The organism is Pseudomonas sp. C1C7 (assembly GCF_013359595.1).
Classification (GTDB): Bacteria; Pseudomonadota; Gammaproteobacteria; order Pseudomonadales; family Pseudomonadaceae; genus Aquipseudomonas.
Genome location: NZ_JABFMP010000002.1, coordinates 48130 through 65684, shown reverse-complemented (window position 1 = coordinate 65684; position 17555 = coordinate 48130). Strand labels below are relative to the sequence as shown.

Below are 17555 nucleotides of genomic sequence, written 5' to 3'. Positions count from 1 at the left end.
GGCGCGATCACCTCAACTTGCAGCTTGCAGCTTGCAGCTTGCAGCTTGCAGCTTGTAGCTTGAAGCTGGCGTCGTCAGACGCCCAGATAATCCAGAATCCCTTCAGCCGCATTGCGGCCTTCGAAGATCGCGGTCACCACCAGGTCGGAACCGCGCACCATGTCGCCACCGGCGAAGATTTTCGGGTTGCTGGTCTGGTGCTTGTACTGACCCTGTTCCGGAGCCACGACGCGGCCCTGGCTGTCGGTCTGGATGCTGAACTGCTCGAACCACGGCGCCGGGCTCGGGCGGAAGCCGAAGGCGATGACCACGGCGTCGGCCGGGATGATCTCTTCGGAGCCCGGAATCGGCTCGGGGCTGCGACGGCCACGGGCGTCCGGCTCGCCGAGACGGGTCTCGACCACCTTCACGCCTTCGACCTTGTCTTCACCCACGATGGCGATCGGCTGGCGGTTGTAGAGGAATTTCACGCCCTCTTCCTTGGCGTTCTTTACCTCTTTGCGCGAGCCCGGCATGTTCGCTTCGTCACGACGATAGGCGCAGGTCACCGACTTGGCGCCCTGGCGGATCGAGGTGCGGTTGCAGTCCATCGCCGTGTCGCCACCACCCAGGACCACGACCTTCTTGCCCTTCATGTCGACGAAATCTTCCGGCGACTTTTCAAAGCCCAGGTTGCGGTTGACGTTGGCGACCAGGAAGTCCAGCGCGTCGTAGACGCCCGGAAGGTCCTCACCGGCAAAGCCGCCCTTCATGTAGGTGTAGGTGCCCATGCCCATGAACACGGCATCGTATTCGGCGAGCAGTTGCTCCATGGTCACGTCCTTGCCCACCTCGGTGTTGAGGCGGAACTCGATGCCCATGCCGCTGAAGACTTCGCGACGATTGCTCAGCACGGTCTTTTCCAGCTTGAACTCGGGGATGCCGAAGGTCAGCAGACCGCCGATTTCCGGGTTCTTGTCGAACACCACCGGGGTAACGCCGCCACGCACCAGCACGTCGGCACAGCCCAGGCCCGCCGGGCCCGCGCCGATGATCGCGACACGCTTGCCGGTCGGCTTGACCTTGGACATGTCCGGACGCCAGCCCATCGCGAACGCGGTGTCGGTGATGTACTTCTCAACCGAACCGATGGTCACCGCGCCGAAGCCGTCGTTGAGGGTGCAGGCACCCTCGCACAGACGGTCCTGCGGGCACACCCGGCCGCAGACTTCCGGCAGGGTGTTGGTCTGGTGCGACAGCTCGGCGGCGGCGAGGATGTTGCCCTCGGCCACAAGCTTGAGCCAGTTGGGAATGAAGTTGTGCACCGGGCACTTCCATTCGCAGTACGGGTTACCGCAACCCAGGCAGCGGTGGGCCTGCTCGGCCGACTGCTGGGGTTTGAAAGGTTCGTAGATTTCCACGAACTCTTTCTTGCGTTGACGCAACAGTTTCTTCTTCGGATCCTTGCGCCCGACCTCGATGAATTGGAAGTCGTTGCTGAGACGTTCGCCCATCTTCAAAACCTCGTACACGACAGCTTCAAGCTACAAGCTTCAAGCTGCAAGAAAATCAAATTAATCCGCCTCACCGCGCAAGCTTCCAGCTTGGCGCTTGAAGCTTGCGGCTTGCCGCTGCGTCGTTTACTGCGGATTCGCACGAGTGCTGGAGAGCAGAGATTTCAAGTTCGCTGCCTTTGGTTTGACAAGCCAGAAACGGCGCACGTAGTCATCCAGGTTCTCGGCGAGTTCACGACCCCACTCGCTGTCGGTTTCCTCGACGTACTCGTTCAGCACGCGTTGCAGGTGGCTGCGGTAGGCTTCCATCGCCTCGCCGCTGATCCGCTGGATTTCCACCAGTTCGTGGTTGACCCGGTCAACGAAGGTGTTGTCCTGGTCGAGCACGTAGGCGAAACCGCCGGTCATGCCAGAGCCGAAGTTGTAACCGGTCTTGCCCAGTACGCAGACGAAACCACCGGTCATGTATTCGCAGCAGTGATCGCCAGTGCCTTCCACGACGGTGTGGGCACCGGAGTTACGCACGGCGAAACGCTCGCCCGCGGTACCGGCGGCGAACAGCTTGCCGCCCGTGGCGCCATACAGGCAGGTGTTGCCGACAATGGCACTGTCCTGAGTCTTGTAGATGCTGCCCTTCGGCGGAACGATCACCAGCTTGCCGCCGGTCATGCCCTTGCCGACGTAGTCGTTGGCGTCACCTTCCAGGTACATGTTCAGGCCACCGGCGTTCCAGACGCCGAAGCTCTGACCAGCGGTGCCCTTGAAGCGGAAGGTGATCGGCGCGTTGGCCATGCCCTGGTTGCCGTGCTTGCGGGCGATTTCACCGGAGATTCGCGCGCCGATGGAACGGTCGCAGTTGCAGATATCCAGGGCGAACTCGGCGCCGCTCAGGTCGTTGATCGCCGAAGTGGCCATCTCGACCATCTTCTCGGCCAGCAGGCCCTGGTCGAACGGCGGGTTACGCTCAACGCCGCAGAACTGAGGCTTGTCCGCCGGGATGTGATCGCTGCCCAGCAACGGGGTCAGGTCCAGGTGGTGCTGCTTGGTGGTCTGACCTTCGATGATGTCCAGCAGATCGGTACGGCCGATCAGCTCTTCGAGCGAGCGCACGCCCAGCTTGGCCAGCCACTCACGGGTTTCTTCGGCGACGTAGGTGAAGAAATTCACCACCATGTCGACGGTACCGATGTAGTGGTCCTTGCGCAGCTTCTCGTTCTGAGTCGCAACGCCGGTGGCGCAGTTGTTCAGGTGGCAGATGCGCAGGTATTTGCAACCCAGGGCAATCATCGGAGCGGTGCCGAAGCCGAAGCTTTCAGCGCCGAGGATGGCCGCCTTGATCACGTCGAGGCCGGTTTTCAGGCCGCCGTCGGTCTGCACCTTGACCTTGCCGCGCAGGTCATTGCCACGCAGGGTCTGGTGGGTTTCAGCCAGGCCGAGTTCCCACGGAGCGCCCGCGTATTTGATCGAGGTCAGTGGCGATGCACCGGTACCGCCGTCGTAGCCGGAGATGGTGATCAGGTCGGCATAGGCCTTGGCCACACCGGCGGCGATGGTGCCGACGCCTGCTTCTGCCACCAGCTTCACCGAGACCAGCGCCTTCGGGTTGACTTGCTTGAGGTCGAAAATCAGCTGCGACAAGTCTTCGATCGAGTAGATGTCGTGGTGCGGCGGTGGCGAGATCAGGGTCACGCCCGGTACCGCGTAACGCAGCTTGGCGATCAGACCGTTGACCTTGCCGCCTGGCAGCTGACCGCCCTCGCCCGGCTTGGCGCCTTGGGCAACCTTGATCTGCAGCACTTCGGCGTTGACCAGGTATTCAGGGGTCACACCGAAACGACCGGTAGCAACCTGCTTGATTTTCGAGCTCTTGATGGTGCCGTAGCGCGCCGGGTCTTCGCCGCCTTCACCGGAGTTGGAACGCGCACCGAGGCGGTTCATGGCCTCGGCCAGGGCTTCGTGAGCTTCCGGCGACAGGGCGCCCAGGGAGATACCGGCGGAGTCGAAGCGCTTGAGCACCGATTCCAGCGGCTCGACTTCGCTGATGTCCAGCGGCTTGTCGAGGACCTTGACCTTGAGCAGGTCGCGGATCATCGACACCGGACGGTTGTCCACCAGCGAGGTGTATTCCTTGAACTTGGCGTAGTCGCCCTGCTGCACGGCGGCTTGCAGGGTGTTGACCACGTCCGGGTTGTAGGCGTGGTATTCGCCACCGTGGACGAACTTCAGCAGACCGCCCTGCTGGATCGGCTTGCGCGGACTCCAGGCTTCGGCGGCCAGGGCTTTCTGCTCGGCTTCGATGTCGACGAAACGCGCACCCTTGATGCGGCTCGGCACGCCGCGGAAGCTCAGGTTGCAGACTTCCTCGGACAGACCGATGGCTTCGAACAGCTGCGCGCCACGGTAGGACGTGATGGTCGAGATACCCATCTTCGACAGGATCTTGAGCAGGCCCTTGGTGATGCCGCGACGGTAGTTCTTGAACACCTCATAGAGGTCGCCCAGCACTTCACCGGTACGGATCAGGTCGCCCAGCACTTCGTAGGCCAGGAACGGATAAACGGCGGAAGCACCGAAACCGACCAGCACGGCGAAGTGATGCGGATCGCGAGCGGTCGCGGTTTCAACAAGAATGTTGGAGTCGCAACGCAGGCCTTTCTCGGTCAGGCGGTGGTGGACCGCACCGGTGGCCAGGGAGGCGTGGATCGGCAACTTGCCCGGTGCGATGTGACGGTCACTCAGCACAACCTGGGTACGACCGGAACGCACGGCTTCTTCAGCCTGATCGGCAACGCTGCGGATGGCCGCTTCGAGGCCGACGCTTTCGTCGTAGTTGAGGTCGATGATCGCCCGCTCGAAGCCCGGACGGTCCAGGTTCATCAACGAACGCCACTTGGCCGGGGAAATGATCGGCGAGCTGAGGATGACGCGCGAAGCGTGCTCAGGCGATTCCTGGAAGATGTTGCGCTCGGCACCGAGGCAGATCTCCAGCGACATGACGATGGCTTCACGCAACGGGTCGATCGGCGGGTTGGTGACTTGCGCGAACTGCTGGCGGAAATAGTCGTACGGCGTGCGTACGCGCTGGGACAGCACGGCCATCGGCGTATCGTCGCCCATCGAGCCCACGGCTTCGTAGCCTTGCTCGCCGAGCGGACGCAGCACCTGGTCGCGCTCTTCGAACGTGACCTGATACATCTTCATGTATTGCTTGAGCTGGTCGACGTCGTAGAAGGCCGAACCGTGGTCGTTGTCTTCCATGGTCGCCTGGATGCGCAGGGCGTTCTTGCGCAGCCATTGCTTGTACGGATGACGGGACTTCAGACGGTTGTCGATGGCGTCGGTGTCGAGGATCTGACCGGTTTCGGTGTCCACGGCGAAGATCTGGCCAGGACCGACACGGCCCTTGGCGATCACGTCTTCAGGCTGGTAGTCCCAGACGCCGATTTCCGAGGCCAGGGTGATGAAGCCGTTCTTGGTGGTGACCCAGCGCGCCGGACGCAGACCGTTACGGTCGAGCAGGCACACCGCGTAGCGACCGTCGGTCATTACCACGCCGGCCGGGCCGTCCCACGGCTCCATGTGCATCGAGTTGTATTCGTAGAACGCACGCAGATCCGGGTCCATGGTTTCGACGTTCTGCCAGGCTGGCGGAATGATCATCCGCACGCCACGGAACAGGTCGATGCCACCGGTGACCATCAGCTCGAGCATGTTGTCCATGCTGGAGGAGTCGGAACCGACGCGGTTGACCAGCGGGCCGAGCTCTTCGAGGTCGGGCATCAGGTCGTTGGCGAACTTGGTGCGACGGGCCACGGCCCAGTTGCGGTTGCCGGTGATGGTGTTGATCTCGCCGTTGTGCGCCAGGAAGCGGAACGGTTGAGCCAACGGCCATTTCGGCAGGGTGTTGGTGGAGAAGCGCTGGTGGAACACGCAGATTGCGGTTTGCAGGCGCTCATCGCTCAGGTCCGGATAGAAGGCGGCGAGGTCCGCCGGCATCATCAGGCCCTTATAAATGATGGTCTTGTGGGAGAAGCTGCAGATGTAGTGATCGACGTCGGCGGCGTTGGCCACGGACGAACGACGACGGGAGCTGAACAGCTTGATCGCCATGTCCTGATCGCTCAAGCCTTCACCACCGATGAACACTTGTTCGATCTGCGGCAGGCGCTCCAGAGCCAGGCGGCCGAGGACGCTGGTGTCGATCGGCACTTTGCGCCAGCCGACCAGCTGCAGGCCGGCGGCCAGGATCTCGCGGTTCATGTTCTCGCGAGCGGCTTCGGCTTTTACAGGGTCCTGGTTGAAGAAGACCATGCCCACCGCATATTGCTTGGGCATTTCGACGCCGAAGGTTTCCTGGGCGATGGCTCGCAGAAACGCGTCGGGCTTTTGAATCAGCAGACCGCAACCGTCACCGGTCTTGCCGTCGGCATTAATCCCACCGCGGTGGGTCATGCAGGTCAGGGCCTCGATGGCCGTTGTCAAAAGGGTATGACTGGGCTCGCCCTGCATATGGGCTATCAGGCCGAAACCGCAGTTATCCTTGAATTCATCTGGTTGGTACAGACCTGCTTTCATAGACACTTTCTCACCAGGCTGCCCCTCAACGAGGCAAATTTCTTTTCAATTCAACCACTTGCGATCCGCGCCGAACGTACGCCGGCTTTGCGGAAGCAAAAGGGAGGTCATTGTACACACCGACACAAGGGCTCACAAATTTGGCGACGAAATGTCGCAAATCCGTGTCGCATTTATGAAAGGTTTAAAGCGATCTGCTGTGCTAGTCAAAACTTTTTTAGTTTCGACCGCTACGACTCAAAGACTACTGTGACGCAGACACCACAACGCACGCGGCCCGAAAGCCGCATGCGTTGCAGAAATTTTGAGGTGCCGGGAGAGGCGGCCTGGGTAAGGCCGCCGAATCTTCAGCGAGTTGTTGCCAGTTCCTGTTGGACGCTGGCGACAGTGCGAGGCCAAGGTTTACCAGCCTGAACCTTCGCTGGCAAGGCCTTGATGGCGGTTACGGCTGCATCGCGGTTGGCGAAGCTGCCGTAAGTGATGACGTAAAGCGGTTTGCCATTGAGGACTTTCTTGAAATAACGGTACTCGCCGCCCTGCTCCTTGACGAAGTTCTGAGCGGTCGCTTCGGAGCTGGTGCCGAGGATCTGCACCACGTAGTTGCCCGGCGCCTGACCTGCGTACCAGGTACCACCGGCAGCCTTGGCTGGAGCGGCGGCTGGCTTCTCGACAGGCTTGGCAGTGGCGACAGCGGCCGGTTTGGCTGGCGCCGGAGCAGGCTTGGCAGCAGGTGCCGGAGCGGGTGCAGGCTTGGCGGTGGCGACTTGAGTCGGGGCCGGCGTCGGCTTGGTCACCGGCGTCGGCGCCGGACCGGCAGGAGCGCCCGCAGGCGGTGCGATGGTGGTGACGGTCGGCGGTGTCGCGCTGGAGCCTTCCAACGGCACGCCATCGTCGCCCTCGGTAATACCACCGGCGGCTTCGGCGAGCGGCTCACGCATCACCGGTTGCGAATTACCGACCAACGGCAATGGCATCGGCTGCGTGTTACCGGCGAATTCCACGGCCGGCGCACCGCCCGCCTGTGGTTGTCCCTGGCCCAGCGGCAGTTGCGCCTGCTCGTTGGCCGGTGCACCCGTGGTCGGTGCTTTGCTGCGACCCGGCATCAACCAGGCGGCGGCTACCGCGACCACAACGACGGCGGAAATCGCCAATACGTGTTTCTTCGGCATATTGAACCCCATACTTGGACGCTTGACCGCTGTGCGGCTGGCAATCATGGCTTCGATCATCGCATCGCGGGCGACCTGATTGATGTTTCCAGGCCAGCCTTCGGAGCTTTCGTGAATATCAGAGATCTGATCCGCGGTAAAAAGTTCGATACCCCGGCCGGCGCCTTCGAGTCGCTGGTCGAGATATTCGCGGGTTTCTTCTTCGGTGTAAGGCTGCAGTTCGATGACGTGGAAACGCTCTTCCTCGAGCTGCAAGGCGTCGAGTTTGGCAATCAGCGACGACTCGCCGAACAGGAACACGTGCGGGCGGCCTTCCGGCGCACCGGCGGCCAGCGCCATCAAGGCTTCCAGGGCAGAGTCGTCGAGCTGCTCGGCGTCATCCACCAGCAGATAGACTTCCTGACCGGTCAGCGCCAGTTGCACCACCTGATCCAGGATGTCGCCGACTTCGGCCTGCGCCACGTCCAGCGTCTGCGCCACCTGGCGCAGCACGCCAGCTGCATCGCCGGCGCCACGGGCGGAAACCACCACGCTCTGTACCGATTGCTTGTTGGTGCTGGCCACCAGCGCCTGACGCAACAGAGTCTTGCCGCTGCCCTGCGGGCCCGTGACCACCAACAGCAATTGGCTGTAGCGCGCCAGGTGATGCAACTGGCCGAGCACCGGTTTGCGCTGGGCCGGGAAAAACTTGAAGCCGGGGACCCGTGGTGCGAAGGGGTCGTGGTTCAACTGGTAATGGCCGAGGAAAGCCTCGTCGGCATGCAAACTAGTCATCGCTTTCTTATTAACCTTTAAGCTGAGCCAGGGCGCGATAGTCCGCTCCCAGCGTGGCCTGTAGAACCTCTTTCGGATAATCGTCGGTCACCACCGCTTCGCCCATGCGGCGCAGCAGCACCAGGCGCAAACGACCGTCGATCACTTTTTTATCAACTGACATGTGTTCGAGGAAATGGGCTTCGGTCATTTCTTCAGGCGGAATGACCGGCAAGCCGGCACGCTGGAACAGACGAATGCCGCGATCGCGTTCCTGCTCGCTGATCCAGCCCAGGCGCGCCGACATTTCCAGCGCCATCACGGTGCCCGCGGCGACCGCTTCGCCATGCAGCCAGACGCCGTAGCCCATGTGGGTTTCGATGGCGTGGCCGAAGGTGTGGCCCAGGTTGAGCGTGGCGCGCACGCCGGTCTCTTTTTCGTCGGCACCGACGACCGCGGCCTTGGCCGCGCAAGAGCGCTCGATGGCATAGGTCAGGGCTTGCTGATCCAGACTGCGCAGGCGATCCACGTTGCCTTCGAGCCAGGTCAGGAACGGCTCATCGCAGATCAGGCCGTACTTGATGACTTCAGCCAGCCCGGCGGACAGCTCGCGCGCTGGCAGAGTCTTGAGGGAAGCCGTGTCGATCAGCACGACGTTCGGCTGATAGAACGCGCCGATCATGTTCTTGCCCAACGGGTGATTGATACCGGTCTTGCCGCCGACCGAAGAGTCGACCTGGGACAGCAAGGTGGTCGGGACCTGAATGAAATCGACGCCGCGCTGGTAGCAGGCCGCCGCAAAACCGGCCATGTCGCCGATCACGCCGCCACCGAGGGCGATCACCGTGGTGCGGCGGTCGTGCCGTGCGGTCAGCAGACCGTCGAAGATCAGTTGCAGGGTTTCCCAGTTCTTGAAGGCTTCGCCATCGGGCAGCACCACGGAAATCACCGAGAACTGCGCGAGGCTGCGGGTCAGACGTTCAAGATAGAGCGGCGCGACGGTTTCGTTGGAGATGATCGCGACTTGCCGTCCGCGAATGTGCGGGGCCAGCAGCTCGGGCTGATCCAACAACCCTTCGCCAATGTGAATCGGGTAGCTGCGCTCGCCTAGATCGACCTTGAGTGTCTGCATGTGTCCCCACAGTGAAGATGTAATCAGGCGTCCCGCCTTGAATTATCGAAAGTCCACGACATCTGCCGGTTTGACGCCGTACCAGAGCCATCCGCCACAATCGCGAAGGATGTGGCAGGACGCCGAGGATAGCGCATTTCGCGCCGCGCTTTAACGGGGAGGCAGTTGCTGCAGGCGTTCGAGGATATCAAGCACGACCATTCGCGGCGGCCGCTCATCGGTTTCCACCACCAGATCGGCGATTTCCCGGTACAGCGGATCGCGGATCGCCAGCAGATCCCGGAGGGTCTTGGCCGGATCTGCCGTGCGCAGCAACGGCCGATTGCGGTCGCGGGACGTGCGACCGACCTGCTGTTCGACGGAAGCATGCAGGTAAACCACCCTGCCCCCGGCATGCAGTGCCCGACGATTGGCTTCGCGCATCACCGCGCCACCGCCGGTCGCCAGCACCACGCCGTCGTAATCGCACAGCTCGGCAATCATTGCCTGCTCGCGATCACGAAAGCCCGGTTCGCCTTCCTTGTCGAAGATCCATGGGATATTGGCGCCCGTGCGTAATTCAATTTCCTTATCGGAATCTTTGAACGGCAAGCGCAGCTCTTTGGCCAGCAAACGGCCGATGGTGCTTTTTCCAGCGCCCATCGGTCCTACAAGAATCAAATTTCGCACAGAATCAACGACTCACAGCAAACGCCTGGTTATTCATGATACGCGGAGTGAGAAACACCAACAGCTCGGATTTTTTCTCCGAAACCACGTCACGCCGGAAAAGGCGGCCAAGATACGGCACATCGCCAAGAAATGGCACCTTATCTACAACCTTGCTCTGAGTATTTGAGAAAACGCCGCCAATGACGATGGTCTCGCCATCATTGACCAGGACCTTGGCATTGACCTCGTTTTTCTTGATGGGCGGTACATCCTGCACTTTGTTGAGGAAGTCGGGTTCGTCCTTGGTGACCTTCACTTCCATGATGATCCGGTTGTCCGGCGTGATCTGCGGTGTGACCTCCAGCGACAGCGACGCCTCCTTGAAAGACACCGATGTAGCGCCGCTGGAGCTGGCTTCCTGGTAGGGAATTTCGGTGCCCTTGAGGATCTTCGCGGTCTCCTTGTCGGAGGTGACGACCTTGGGTTGCGAGACGATTTCACCGTTGCCGGTCTTTTCCATGGCCGTCAGTTCAAGGTCGAGCAGAACGTTGTCGGTAATGAACGCAATGCCGATTCCCGACGTATTGCCCGCCGCGCCCATGTCGACGAACGGTGTGTTGGTGCTGGTACTGCCGGGGGTGCCGATGGTCGTCGAGGAGTTGTTCACTCCGGAGGCATTCCAGTTGCCCTTGTTCTGCACCGAACCACCCCAGCGCACGCCCAGGCTCTTGTCGTAATCCACGTTGGCCTCGACGATCCGCGCCTCGATCATCACCTGGCGCACCGGAATGTCCAACTGCGCGACGATGCGGCGCAATTCGTCGAGCCGATCCTGGGTCTGGTAGGCAATGATGTTGTTGGTCCGCTCATCGACGGTGATCGAGCCCCGTTCGTCGACTTTCGCCTCGGCACTGGTCACCGACTGGAACAGCTTGGCGATATCGGCGGCCTTGGCGTAATTGACCTGCAACAGCTCGCGCCGCAACGGCGCCAGTTCCGCAATCTGCTTCTGCGACTCCAGTTCCTGGCGCTCGCGGGCGGCGATTTCATCCGCCGGCGCCACCAGCAACACGTTGCCGATCTTGCGCTTGTCCAGGCCCTTGGTTTTCAGCACCAGGTCCAGCGCCTGGTCCCAGGGCACGTTTTGCAGGCGCAGGGTGATGCCGCCCTGCACGGTGTCGCTGGCGACCAGATTGAGGTTGGTGAAGTCGGCGATCAGTTGCAGCACCGAACGTACATCGATGTCCTGGAAGTTCAGCGAGAGCTTTTCGCCGCTGTAGGCGTAGCGATCGGCGTTGCGCTTTTGCAGGTCATCGACCGTCATCGCACGGATGCTGACGGTCAGCTTGTTGTCGGTCTGGTAGGTGGAGTAATCGAAGGCGCCGCTGGGCTCGATGGTGATATTGGCGCGGTCACCGGTGGCGCTGGCATTGACGAACTGCACCGGGGTGGCGAAATCCTTGACGTCCAGACGCACACGCAGCGGTTCGGGCAGTCGGGTTTTGGCAAAGCTGAGGACGATCTTGCCTTCGCGCTCCTGAATGTCCGGGGCGATGGACGGATCCGACAGGTCGATCACCACATTGCCCTCGCCCTGGGTGCCGCGCTGGAAATCCACGGCCCGGATGGCTTTAGAGGCCGCAACAGGCGCGCGCGCCGGAGCCGGGGCTGGCGTCGACACCGCAGCGGCTGGCGCTCTGGAGGCCGGTGCCTTGGCAGTCGCCATCTTGCTGCCCTGGCCGACTTCAACGAACAGGTTATTACCCTCGACCCGGGTGCTGTAGGGCGTCAGTTGGGTCAGGTTGATGATCAGCCGCGTGCGATCGGCAGCCTCGACCACCGTGGCGCTGCGGGCATTGCCGCTGCCAAGGTCACGGGTCTTGCTCGACAACTGGTTGACTACACCGGGCAGGTCCAGGGCGATTCGTGCGGGCGATTCGGTGGTGTAGCCGCGCGGTGCCGGTGGTGGCTGGTCGAACGCCAGCTTCAACTCGACGCGGTCTCCAGGCAGCGCGGCGACATCCAGCGCCTTGAGGTTGGCCGCCTGTACCATCGGCGAAAGCAGCGCTATCCATAGCGACATCCCGAGGGTGGAGAGAATCCTGTTCATTGTTCGAGTTCCACTATGAGTGTTCTTTCAAAGGAATGGTCCGCGGCCGTTCCAGCCATGCACCTTCGCCGTCAGGGACGATTTCGATCACATCGACTTGCGTGGCATTGATGGAGACGATCCGCCCATCGTTGCGCCCCAGGTAATCGCCGACTTTCAGCCGGTACACGCCGCCCGCTCCGCGCAGCAGCGCAAAGGAGCCCGATGCGTTGGAAAGGGTGCCGACCATTTCAAACTGCTCGATGTTGAAGCCTTCGAGGTATTGCTTGACCCGGTTCGGGTCCGGTTTGACGTTGCGCGAGCCGCGCTTCTGGCCGGCCAGGTCGACCCTGACCTGCCGCGAAAACGGACTGCGCAGATTGGCGGCGTTGTAGGTGAATGTGGGGTAAGACCGGAATGTCGGCGTTGGTTCAATCTTGCCCGGCGCCCGCAGGCGCATTTCGTTCATGTAGGCGTCCAGATCCCTGAAATCGTCCCCGCCGCCGCAACCGGCCAGGACCGCCAGGGTCGCAGCCATGAAAATCATCCGGATCGGGCTCATGGATGCAGCCCCTTGTCGTTGTAGCGATAGGTCTTGGCCAGGATGCTCATGCGCAACTTGGGCCCGCCGTCGGGATTGGCCGGCGCCAGGTCGAAATCATGCAGGGTGACGATACGCGGCAGCCCGGCCACGCCGCTGACGAACGTGGCCAGGTCGTGATAGGCGCCGGTGACGGTGATCTGGATCGGCAATTCGATGTAGAACGGCTGGGTGACCTCGGGCAGCAGTTTGATCTCTTCAAACTCCAGGCCGCTGCCCAGACCGGTGCGGGTGATGTCTTCCAGCAGGCCGGGGACTTCGGTGTCACTGGGCAGTTGCCGCAGCAGCACGCCGAAGGAATTCTCCATTTCCTTCATCTGCTCGGTATAGAGCTCCAGATTCGCCGCCATGCGGGCCTTGTCGGCAAACTGCTCCTTGAGCGTCGACTCCTCTTCGCGCTTGAGATGCAGCTGATCCTCGAGCTCACTGGTGGAAAAGCTGTAGCCCAGCGCCAGCACCAGCGCCATGACCAACGTCCCCACCACCACCTTGATCGCCGGCGGCCATGAACCGATGTTGTTGGTGTCCAGATCGTTGATGTCGATGTTGCGCAGCCCTTCAATCCATCCGGACAGATTCATTTTCCGTCCTCCGCGACAGCAGGCTGGGTCTGACGAACGGTCAGCTGGAACACGTTGGCCTGATCAACCTGACCGGCGGTCGTCGCTTTGACCTCCGTCAGGCTCGGCGCGTCGAACCAGTCCGACGCCTCCAGATTGCGCATCAGGTCGGACACCCGGTTGTTGGATTCCGCGGCGCCGGAGATGGACAGGCTCTTGCCTTCCATTTTCACTTCGGTGAAGTACACCCCGTCCGGCAGGGTGCGCGCCAACTGATCAAAAATTCGCCCACTGATGGGCCGGTTGCCCTGCAAGTCCTGAATGATGCGCATACGTTCGATCAACTGCTGACGACGAGCCTTGAGATCACTGATCTGCTTGATGCGTTCGTCGACAATGGCGATCTGCTTGCTGATGTAGTCGTTGCGCGCCACCTGCCGGTCTATCGCGCTGCTGATCACCTGGTTGGCAATCAGTACCGCGCCCGCCGTGCCGACCAGCACACCCACCAGAATCAGCAGAAACCGCTTGCGACGCTCTTCGCGCAGCTCTTCGCGCCAGGGTAAAAGGTTGATCCGCGCCATCAGTCGAAGCTCCTGAGCGCCAGCCCGCAGGCGATCATCAGGGCGGGCGCATCGCTGGCCAGCGCCGCGGCGTTGACCTTGCCGTTCAGGGTCATGTCGGCAAAGGGGTTGGCGACCAGGGTCGGGGTACCCAGCTGCTGTTCGATCAACCGGTCCAGCCCGGAGACCGAGGCCGTGCCGCCGGCCAGCACGATCTGGTCGACCGCGTGGTACTGACCGGAGGCAAAGAAAAACTGCAACGAGCGCGAGACCTGTTGCACCAGAGCTTCACGGAAGGGCTGCAACACGGCGCTGACGTAGTCGCTGGGCAATCCGCCCTGCTTCTTCGCCAGGCCGGCCTGCTCGACGGTCAGGCCATATCGACGCTGAATTTCCTCGGTCAACTGGCGACCGCCGAACAATTGTTCGCGGGTGTAGATGATCCGCCCGCCCAGCAGCACGCTCAGGGTGGTCATGGTCGCGCCGATATCCACCACCGCCACCAGGCGCTCCGGGGAAACCGTCAAGTGATTGCCCAGCAGGCCGAAGGAGCGTTCCAGGGCATAGGCTTCGACGTCGACCACGCGGGCGGTCAGGCCGGCCAGGGTCAGGGCGGCCTCGCGCACTTCGACGTTCTCCTTGCGGCAGGCGGCGAGCAGCACGTTGACCCGCTCGGGGTTACGCGCAGACGCGCCCTGGACTTCGAAGTCGATGGCGACTTCATCCAGCGGATAAGGGATGTATTGATCGGCCTCGATTTTCAGCTGGCTTTCCATCTCGTCATCGGAAAGACCGGCATCCATCTCGATGGTCTTGGTGATCACCGCGGAACCGGCAACCGCCACCGCAACGTTCTTGAGGCTGGTTTTGGCCTTGACCACCACGCGTGCGAGGGCCTGACCCACGCCTTCGAGTTCGGCGATGTTTTTTTCGGTCACAGCGCTGGCGGGCAGCGGTTCTACCGCGTAGGCCTCGACCCGATAGCGGTCGCCCTGACGACTCAACTCCAGCAATTTCACCGATGTGGAGCTGATGTCGATGCCCAGAAGCGTATTGGCCTTTTTGTTGAAGAGTCCTGGCACTAGCAATTCCCTATGACTATCCGTGAGTTACGGACTCTGTAATGCGTATTGCGTTCCCTCCACCCGTCTTGACATTAGCCGCCAATGACGCCTGCGGTGGAAAAATGCTTATAATGCCCAGCGTTTTTTTCCGCTTTTCTCAAGCGCGGGCCGTTCGCCTTTACTCTGAACCCTGATGCGTCACTCAATTTTTACCCTGGATATCCAATAGCCTTGATTCGTCTGCTGAAATTTCTCGGTTGGTCCATCGTCGCGATATTCTGCGGACTGCTTCTGGGTCTGAGCGGGGCGTTTCTATACCTTAGCCCCGGTTTGCCATCTGTGGAGGCGCTGAGAAGTATCCAGTTGCAGATTCCGCTGCGGGTCTACAGCAGCGACAACAAACTGATCGCAGAGTTCGGCGAAATGCGCCGCACGCCGATCCGTTTCGCCGACATTCCCCCCAACTTCATCAATGCGTTACTAAGTGCTGAAGACGACAACTTCGCCAACCACTATGGCGTCGACCCCAGCAGCCTGATGCGCGCGGCGACCCAACTGGTCAAGAGCGGGCACATCCAGTCCGGCGGCAGCACCATCACCATGCAGGTGGCGAAGAACTTCTTCCTGACCAGCGAACGCAGCTTCTCGCGCAAGACCACCGAAATTCTCCTGGCGCTGCAGATCGAACGGCAGCTGACCAAGGACGAAATCCTCGAGCTGTACGTCAACAAGATCTATCTGGGCAACCGCGCCTACGGCATCGAGGCGGCGGCGCAGGTCTATTACGGCAAGTCGATTCGTGACATCAGCCTGGCGCAGATGGCGATGATCGCCGGCCTGCCCAAGGCCCCGTCGCGCTTCAACCCGCTCGCCAACCCGGCGCGCAGCAAGGAGCGTCGCGACTGGATCCTGGGGCGGATGTACAAGCTGGGCAAAATCAGCGAAGCCGATTACACCGCGGCGATCAACGAGCCGCTCAACGCCAGTTATCACGTGCCGACGCCGGAAGTTAACGCGCCATACATCGCCGAAATGGCTCGCGCGGAAATGGTCGGCCGCTATGGCAGCGACGCCTACACCGAAGGTTTCCGCGTCACCACCACGGTACCGAGCAACCTGCAGGAACTGGCCAACACCGCCGTTCATGAAGGCTTGATGACCTACGACCAGCGTCATGGCTATCGCGGGCCCGAGTCGCGCTTGCCGGGCAAGACCCGCGAGGCGTGGGCGACCGAACTGACCAAACAGCGCACCATCAGTGGCCTGGAGCCGGCCATCGTCACCCAGGTCGACAAGAACGGCCTGCAGGTGCTGACCCGCACCGGCAGCGAGCACGTCAACTGGGACACCATGAAATGGGCCCGCCCGTTCCTCAACACCAACAGCATGGGCGCCAATCCGCGCCAGCCGTCGGATGTGGCCCAGGTCGGCGACCTGATTCGCGTACAGCGCCAGCAGGATGATTCGCTGAAGTTCAGCCAGATCCCGCAGGCCCAGGGCGCGCTGGTGTCCCTCGACCCGCAGAACGGCGCCATTCGCGCGCTGGTCGGCGGTTTTGCCTTCGAGCAGAGCAACTACAACCGCGCCTTGCAGGCCAAGCGGCAGCCGGGTTCGAGCTTCAAGCCGTTCGTCTATAGCGCCGCGCTGGATAACGGCTACACCGCCGCCAGCCTGGTGAACGATGCGCCGATCGTGTTCGTCGACGAGTACCTGGACAAGGTCTGGCGTCCGAAGAACGACACCAACACCTTCCTCGGCCCGATCCGTCTGCGCGAAGCGCTGTACAAGTCGCGCAACCTGGTGTCGATCCGCCTGCTGCAGGCGCTGGGCGTCGATCGCACCATCGACTACATCAGCAAGTTCGGCTTCAACAAGCAGGACCTGCCGCGCAACCTGTCCCTGGCCCTGGGCACCGCGACCCTGACGCCAATGGAGATCGCCACCGGCTGGAGCACCTTCGCCAACGGCGGCTACAAGATCACCCCGTACATCATCGACAAGGTCGAAAGCCGCAATGGCGACACGCTGTTCGTCGCCAATCCGCCGACCGTGCCAAAGGGCGGCGCCGCCAGCGACGGTATCGCCGCGCCAGCGGCCCAGGCCTTCACGGTCAATGCCACGCCGGGCGATGCCGCTGCCGCAACACAGCCGACGCCGCAGGCGCCAGCTGTGGCCGAGCGCATTGTCGATGGCCGCACGACCTACATCCTCAACAGCATGCTCGAGGACGTGATCAAGCTCGGCACCGGCCGTCGAGCCCTGGCCCTGGGCCGCAGCGACATCGCCGGCAAGACCGGTACCACCAACGAATCCAAGGACGCCTGGTTCTCCGGCTACAACGCCGATTACGTGACCACCGTCTGGACCGGTTTCGACCAACCCGAAAGCCTGGGCCGCAAGGAGTTCGGCGGCACGGTCGCGCTGCCGATCTGGATGAATTACATGGGTGCCGCGCTCAAGGACATGCCGCCGCACACGCAGCAGGAGCCTGAAGGCATCCTCAGCCTGCGTGTCGACCCGGTCAGCGGCCGCGCGGCCACTCCGGGCACCCCTGGCGCCTATTTCGAGCTGTTCAAGGCCGAAGACACGCCACCGTCGGTCAATGAGCTGGGCAACGGTAATGCACCGGGCAGCCCGCTGCCAGCGGATGAAGCGGCGCCGATCGATTTGTTCTAGAGAAGCAGCGGCGAGCTTCAAGCTACAAGCTTCAAGAAAGATCAAAAGATCGCAGCCTTCGGCAGCTCCTACAGGGTGAATACAAATCCCGTGCAGGAGCTGCCGAAGGCTGCGATCTTTTCGCTTGTGGCTTGTGGCTTGTGGCTTGTGGCTTGCGGCTTGCGGGCTTGCGGCTTGCGGCTTGCGGCTTGCGGCTTGCGGCTTGCGGCTTGCGGCTTGCGGCTTGCCT

General features: G+C 61.8%; 11 protein-coding genes. 1 reads left to right on the top strand and 10 read right to left on the bottom strand.

Annotated features, from left to right (window positions below; genetic code table 11):
• Positions 1-74 precede the first annotated feature (74 nt).
• The 10 genes from HNO86_RS01935 to HNO86_RS01890 all read right to left on the bottom strand — a co-directional run bounded on the left by HNO86_RS01935 (position 75) and on the right by HNO86_RS01890 (position 14668).
• Positions 75-1493 (bottom strand): FAD-dependent oxidoreductase, encoded by a 1419-nt coding sequence (locus HNO86_RS01935; protein ID WP_175375348.1) that lies wholly within the window; start codon positions 1491-1493, stop codon positions 75-77.
• Between the two features lie 126 nt (positions 1494-1619).
• Positions 1620-6068: a glutamate synthase large subunit gene (gene gltB / locus HNO86_RS01930; protein WP_175375347.1), complete on the bottom strand. Its 4449-nt coding sequence runs from the start codon at positions 6066-6068 to the stop codon at positions 1620-1622.
• 347 nt (positions 6069-6415) lie between these two features.
• Positions 6416-8011 carry an AAA family ATPase gene (locus tag HNO86_RS01925; protein ID WP_175375346.1) on the bottom strand — a complete coding sequence of 532 codons (1596 nt, stop codon included), beginning with the start codon at positions 8009-8011 and terminating at the stop codon, positions 6416-6418.
• 10 nt (positions 8012-8021) lie between these two features.
• Entirely contained in the window at positions 8022-9122 is a 1101-nt protein-coding gene (gene aroB / locus HNO86_RS01920; RefSeq protein ID WP_175375345.1) for a 3-dehydroquinate synthase, read from the bottom strand.
• Between the two features lie 150 nt (positions 9123-9272).
• Positions 9273-9791: a shikimate kinase AroK gene (aroK, locus tag HNO86_RS01915; protein WP_056725695.1), complete on the bottom strand. Its 519-nt coding sequence runs from the start codon at positions 9789-9791 to the stop codon at positions 9273-9275.
• Between the two features lie 4 nt (positions 9792-9795).
• On the bottom strand, positions 9796-11883 hold the full coding sequence (gene pilQ, locus HNO86_RS01910) for a type IV pilus secretin PilQ (RefSeq protein WP_175375344.1): 2088 nt from the start codon (positions 11881-11883) through the stop codon (positions 9796-9798).
• Positions 11884-11896: 13 nt separating this feature from the next.
• Positions 11897-12424 carry a pilus assembly protein PilP gene (locus HNO86_RS01905; RefSeq protein ID WP_175375343.1) on the bottom strand — a complete coding sequence of 176 codons (528 nt, stop codon included), beginning with the start codon at positions 12422-12424 and terminating at the stop codon, positions 11897-11899.
• The gene (gene pilO / locus HNO86_RS01900) at positions 12421-13044 is read right to left on the bottom strand and encodes a type 4a pilus biogenesis protein PilO (protein WP_175375342.1); all 624 of its coding nucleotides are present in this window, start codon (positions 13042-13044) and stop codon (positions 12421-12423) included. Before pilO ends, HNO86_RS01905 begins: the two co-directional genes overlap by 4 nt.
• The gene (locus HNO86_RS01895) at positions 13041-13607 is read right to left on the bottom strand and encodes a PilN domain-containing protein (RefSeq protein ID WP_175375341.1); all 567 of its coding nucleotides are present in this window, start codon (positions 13605-13607) and stop codon (positions 13041-13043) included. Before HNO86_RS01895 ends, pilO begins: the two co-directional genes overlap by 4 nt.
• Positions 13607-14668 (bottom strand): type IV pilus assembly protein PilM, encoded by a 1062-nt coding sequence (locus HNO86_RS01890; protein WP_175375340.1) that lies wholly within the window; start codon positions 14666-14668, stop codon positions 13607-13609. Before HNO86_RS01890 ends, HNO86_RS01895 begins: the two co-directional genes overlap by 1 nt.
• Before the next feature lie 216 nt (positions 14669-14884).
• Between HNO86_RS01890 and HNO86_RS01885 the strand changes: the two genes are divergently transcribed.
• Positions 14885-17326, top strand: a complete 2442-nt coding sequence (locus HNO86_RS01885) for a penicillin-binding protein 1A (protein WP_372242505.1) — start codon at positions 14885-14887, stop codon at positions 17324-17326.
• Positions 17327-17555 lie beyond the last annotated feature (229 nt).